The organism is Myxococcus sp. AB025B, assembly GCF_006518215.1.
In the GTDB taxonomy this organism is placed as follows: Bacteria; Myxococcota; Myxococcia; order Myxococcales; family Myxococcaceae; genus Myxococcus; species Myxococcus fulvus.
Genome location: NZ_SRLW01000447.1, coordinates 1 through 5,805, shown reverse-complemented (window position 1 = coordinate 5,805; position 5,805 = coordinate 1). Strand labels below are relative to the sequence as shown.

Annotated in this window: 5 protein-coding genes; all 5 read right to left on the bottom strand. The window is 71.6% G+C overall.

Annotation, left to right across the window (positions count from 1 at the left end; all coding sequences use genetic code 11):
* On the bottom strand, positions 1-285 hold a 285-nt coding region (locus FL311_RS40405), incomplete at its 3' end, for a TSUP family transporter (protein ID WP_141332967.1).
* 99 nt (positions 286-384) lie between these two features.
* Entirely contained in the window at positions 385-1,134 is a 750-nt protein-coding gene (locus tag FL311_RS40400; RefSeq protein ID WP_141332966.1) for a carbonic anhydrase, read from the bottom strand.
* Positions 1,131-2,675: a SulP family inorganic anion transporter gene (locus FL311_RS40395; protein WP_141332965.1), complete on the bottom strand. Its 1,545-nt coding sequence runs from the start codon at positions 2,673-2,675 to the stop codon at positions 1,131-1,133. Before FL311_RS40395 ends, FL311_RS40400 begins: the two co-directional genes overlap by 4 nt.
* 241 nt (positions 2,676-2,916) lie before the next feature.
* Entirely contained in the window at positions 2,917-4,260 is a 1,344-nt protein-coding gene (locus FL311_RS40390; protein WP_141332964.1) for a sigma-54 dependent transcriptional regulator, read from the bottom strand.
* Entirely contained in the window at positions 4,257-5,804 is a 1,548-nt protein-coding gene (locus FL311_RS40385; RefSeq protein ID WP_141332963.1) for a PAS domain-containing sensor histidine kinase, read from the bottom strand. The genes FL311_RS40390 and FL311_RS40385 overlap by 4 nt, the downstream gene beginning before the upstream one ends.
* Position 5,805 lies beyond the last annotated feature (1 nt).

Genomic DNA, 5,805 nt, shown 5'->3' with positions numbered 1-5,805 from the left:
CGACAGGAAGGCCCCGGAGAGCGCGCCCGCCGTGGTGGCCAGCTCCAGGAACATGGCCACGCGCAGGTTGGCCATCCGCTCGCGCACGTACGCGGCCGCGGCGCCGCTGGACGTGGCGATGACGGAGACGATGGACGCACCCACCGCATAGTGGATGTCCACCTTCAACAGCAGCGTCAGCACGGGGATGAGGATGAGCCCGCCGCCTATCCCCAGCAGGGAGCCCAACAGGCCCGCGCCCACGGAGAAGGCCAGGACGACGAACGTGAAGAGGAAGGGTGTCATGCGGCGCCGGGCCGCATCCTTCCTCTCCTCCGCCCGAATTCCAATCAGGAGTCACGGCCCGAAACGGGCCGTGCCCCTCGCCTGCTTGCTACGAGACGGCTAGTGGCCGCTGGCCACGGCCGACAGGTGCGCCGCGCCCGCGCCGTTCGACGGGTTCACCACCGCGGCCGGAGTCGGCGCGTCGCCGCCCAGCTCGCGCAGGAGCGCCTCGCCCACCAGCTCCGTCATCGGGATGAAGCGGCCGTGCGCCGGGCGCCACACGTGCACCTGCGCGTTGGCGATGTCGAACCACCAGCCGTGCAGCCGCAGCTTGCCCGACGCCACGCGCTCCTTCACGAGCGGGTAGGAGGCCACGTGCTCCAACTGCTGGAGCACGTTGAGCTGCGAGAGGCGGTCGTAGTCCGGAAGGTCCTCACCCAGGTTGCTGCCGGCCTTGAACGTCTTGAGCGACTCGTTGCCGTGCGCGAGCCACGCCGACAGGTTCGGCGCGCCGGGCACCTGACCGCCGCCGAGCAGCGCCTTCATGGCGCCGCAGCTCGAGTGGCCGCAGATGACCACGTCCTGGACCTCCAGGTTGGCGATGGAGAACTCCAGCGCCGCGGCCTCGGACTGGTCTCCCGTGGAGACGCCCTGCGCGTCTGACGCGGGCACCATGTTGCCCACGTTGCGCACGACGAACAGGTCGCCGGGGTCCGTGGACACCATGAGGTTGGGCACCAGCCGGCTGTCCGAGCAGGAGATGAAGAGACAATCCGGAGACTGACCCTTCGCCAGCCTGGCGAACACGTCCCGGTAGGCGGGCCGGCTCTTGAGCTGGAAGTCCAAGAGACCACGAATCAGCTTCTTCATCGGGCACCTTCTGAGGCGAGAGTGTTGTTGGGAACCTGGTGACCCAGGACAGGACTCGAGGTCTTGGACGTCCCGCTGCGGACCCAGACCTCCTCGAGCGACTCCATGACGACCGAGCCGCCCGTCTTGCGATGCGTGTCACTCCAGCTTTCGATGGCCTCGAAGCCCGAGTGGTCCAGCGTATCCACGGCCAGGTCCACGCGGACCTTGCTCCCCGCCGGCACCTGCGCCAGCGCCATGGACAGACGGGGGACACCCACGAAGGTGAGCGAGCCGGACACCTCGACGAGGTACTCGTCCTGGACCTGCTTCACGTCCACCTTCACGCTGCCCAGCCGCCACAACAACCGCAGGATGGCCACCAGCAATCCCAGGCCGATGCCCGCCAGCAGGTTGATGCCGACGACGCCCGCCACCGTCACCGCGTACACGAGCACCTCGCCGCGCTTCTGCAGCTCGCGGATGTGGTGCAGGTTGACCAGCTTGGTGCCGACGACGACGAGCAGACCGGCCAGCACCGTCAGCGGCACCAGGCCCGCCACCGAGCCGAGCGTGGTGACGAAGAGCAGGAGCCACAGGCCGTGCATGACGGCCGACCAGCGCGACTTCGCGCCCGCGGCGAGGTTGGCCGCGCTGCGCACGATGACGCCGGTGATCGGCAGGCCGCCGACGAGACCCGACACCGTGTTCGCCACGCCCTGCGCGAACAGCTCCTTGTCCAGGTTGGCCCGGGGGCCCGTGTGCATCTTGTCCGTGGCGACCGCGCACAGGAGCGACTCCGCGCTCGCCACCAGCGCCAGCGACAGCACCGCCGCGATGAACGTGCCCCAGCTGCCCGCCGCGGGCAGCGCCGGCAGCTGGATGCTGCTGAACACGTTCTCCGGCAGCTGCACGCGCGCCACGTCCGCGCCCCAGAACACCGAGACCGCCGTCGCGCCCACCACCGCCACCAGCGGCGCGGGGACCAGCTTCAGCTTGCCCTTGCCGATGAACGGCCACACCACCATCAACCCGATGGTGACCAGGCCCAGCAGCGCGGCCGGGCCGTGCAGCCCGATGAGCTGCTCGGGCAGCTCCTTGATGTTCTGCCAGGCGCTCGACTGGGGACTGCCGCCCAGCACGATGTGGATCTGCCCCAGCACGATGAGGATGCCGATACCGGCCAGCATCCCGTGAATCACCGCGGGGGAGATGGCCAGCGCCGCGCGCGCCACCTTCAGCCCACCGAAGGCCATCTGCAGCAGGCCCGCGGCGGCCACCGCGGCGCACGTCATCGCCAGGCCCATGGTCTGGATGAAGCCGAACACCATCACCGCCAGGCCGGCGGCGGGGCCGCTCACCTGCATCGGCGCGCCGCCCAACAAGCCCACCACCACGCCGCCCACCACGCCGGCGATGAGGCCCGACACGATCGGCGCACCGGAGGCCAGGGCGATGCCCATGCACAACGGCAGGGCCACCAGGAACACCACCAAGGAAGCGGGCAGGTCAGCGGCCAGGTTCTTCCAGGCCGAGCCAGCGTTCCCATGACTCGTCGACATCGCCATACACCTCCACGAGAAGACGCCACCGGGGGTGGCGCACGCTGAGTCTCGCGGCGCGTCATGGCAATGAATGTGCCACGCCCCAACCCCTTGGATTCACATGCGAATCCCCCATCCAGGGTGGGCGGGCGATGAAAGGAACCTTCAGTGGCCGGGGGCCGACTTCAAGAAACTTGAGCAAGGAACTTGAAGTCCCCTGCCCCGGGCGGCCGTCGGCGGGCCGCCGTGGGACGGCGGCTCAGGACTCCTCGAGCTTGCGCAGGAAGGTGGGATACGACAGGCCCAGGGCCTTGGCGGCCTCCATCCGGCGGCCCTCCAGCCTGCCCAGCACGTGCTTGACGTAGAGCCGCTCCACCTCGTCGAGCGTGCGGGGGCCTCCGGAGACGACGAAGGCGTCCGGGTCCACCGCGGCGGGGCCCTGGTTGCCGCGGGGCTCCAGCGCCTGGAGCTCCAGCGCGGGGCCGGACTCGAGCACCAGCGCGCGCTCGAGCACGTTGCGCAGCTCGCGCACGTTGCCCGGGAAGCGGTAGCGCTCCAGGCGGGCCTTCGCCGCGCTGGAGAAGTCCACCGGCCTGCGCCCCAGCTCCGCGCACAGCTCCACCAGGAGCGACTCCGCCAGCGGCAGCACGTCCTCGCGCCGCTCGCGCAGGGGCGGAATCTCCACGCGGAAGACGCTGAGCCGGAAGTAGAGGTCCTCGCGGAAGCGCCCCTCGGCCACCTCGCGCGTCAGGTCGCGGTTGGTGGCCGTCACCACGCGCGCGTTGCTCGTCAGCTCCGTCGTCCCGCCCAGCCGCCGGAAGGCGCCCTGGTCCAGGAACGTGAGCAGCTTGGCCTGCAGGCTCAGCGGCAGTTCGCCAATCTCGTCGAGGAAGAGGATGCCGCCGTCGGCCACCTCCACCAGCCCCCGCCGGGCCGCGCGCGCGTCGGTGAAGGCGCCCCGCTCGTGGCCGAACAGCTCGCTCTCCACCAGCGCCGACGGCAGCGCCGCGCAGTTGACGTGCACGAAGGGCCCCTGCCCGCCCTGCACGTTGTGCAGGTGGCGCGCGAGCACCTCCTTGCCCGCGCCCGTCTCGCCGGTGATGAGCACCGGGCTGCGCGGCGCGGTGGCGATGCGCTCGATCATCTGCAGCGCCTCCACCATGGCCGGCGCGCGCGGACGCAAGAGCCGCCGCCGCCCGCCCAGCTCGCTCTCCGCCTGGCGCAGCCGCTCGTGCAGCTGCAGGTCCTGCGCGGCCCTGCGCGCGCGCAGCACCAGGTCGTCCAGCTCCACGGGCTTGGACAGGTAGTCGCGCGCGCCCTGCTTGATGGCGTCCACCGCGCTGGCGATGTCGCCGTGCGCCGTCACCATCATCACCGCCGTGTCCGGGAACTGCGCGCGCAGCTCCGGCAGGAAGTCGATGCCGTCCCCGTCCGGCAGGCGCCTGTCGAGCACCACCACCTCGGGGGCCTGCCGGGCGAGCGCCGCGCGCGCGTCATGGAGCGAGTGCGCCAGCGTCACGCGGAAGCCCTCGTGACGCAGCACGGTGGCCGCCAGCGACGCGAAGGTCCGGTCGTCATCCACCAGCAGCAGATGGGTGCTCATGAGGTGCGCTCCAGGGGCAACCGCAGCGTGAAGAGGCTGCCCTGTGGACGGCGGGTATACGTCAGGCTTCCACCATGTGCCTCCACGGACGTGCGCGCCATGGGCAACCCCAGGCCCACGCCCTTGGCCCGTCCGGTGGCGAAGGGCTCCCACAGCCGGGGCTCCAGCCGGGGGTCCACCCCGCCCGCGTTGTCCTCCACCACCAGCACCGCCTCCGGGCCCTCGCGCGACAGGCTCACCGACACCCACGGCGAGGGGCGCAGGCCCGTGTCCTTCGCCACCGCGCCCGCCTCCACCGCGTTGCGCACCAGGTTGTCCACGGCGGACACCAGCAGCGCCGCGTCCCCCTGCACCGTGAGATGCTCCTCCAGCGACGTGCGCAGCTCCACCGTCTCCGACTCCGGCAGCATGCGCACCGACTGCAGCGCCTCGCCCACCAACAGGTGCAGCTCGCAGCTGCGGCGCAGCGCGGCACGCGGCGCGCCGAACGACAAGAGCGAGCGCGCCAGGTGCCCCAGCCGCTCCACCTGCGAGCGCAGGCCGATGACGGGCAGCTCGCTGCCCGCGGGCGTGGTCCTCAGGACCGACAGCGCCGCCTGGATGCCGTTGAGCGCGTTCTTCACCTCGTGGGCGATGAGCGCGGCCGCCGTGCCCAGCGCCGCCATGGTCTCCTGACGACGCAGCCGCTCCTCCGCCGCGAGCAGCGAGCGGTAGGAGTGACGCAGCAGGACGAGGAACAGGCCCAGCGTGCAGGTGAGCAGCGCGATGTGGAAGGCGAGCTGGCGCAGGAAGCGCGAGCGCAGGCCCGCGGTGGCGGACTGCTCCTCCTCGAGCACCACCAAGAGCAGCTCGCTGCGCCCCACCCACGCCGCGGCCCCCATCAGCCGGGTGCCCTCCAGCATCAGCGGCCCGGGCGCCTTCGCCAGGGCGCGCAGCGACTGCGAGAAGTCCTCCGCGTGGCTGAAGGTCGCCGACGGCAGCAGCAGCCGCCCGCGCGCGTCCATCAGGAACAGCGCCGTCTCCTCCGTGGCGCGCGTGGGCAAGGCCTCCGTGCGCACCTCGCCGAGCAGCACGCCCTTGAGCTGGCCGTCGCTCATCATGGGCACCGCCACCACCAGCGGGCCCCCCTCGCCCTCCAGCAGGTCGATGGTGGGCGCCTTCCTCTCCACCATGCGCTGGAACCAGGGCCTGCGGGTGATGGGCGTCGCGCCCAGGGACATGCCGGGCGGGTCGCTCCACACGCGCTCCCCCTTGGGGCCCAGCAGCGCCACGCCCTCCGAGAAGAGCGACGAGTGGTAGAAGGCGCTATCGAGCAGCGCCTGCTCCGCCGGGGACGCGCCGTCCTCGGGCAGCAGCATGGGGTGGCCCGCGACGCGCGCCAGCTCCGCCTCCAGCAGCAGCAGGTGGACCCCCAGCGCGTCGGCCTGCACCCGGGCCTGGTTGGACAGGTGGCCGAGCAGCTCCTCCCGCGCGTTGTCCACATCCTCGAGGTAGCCGAGGACGGGGCTCGTCAGCGCCACCACGCCCACCAGGCCCAGCCCCAGG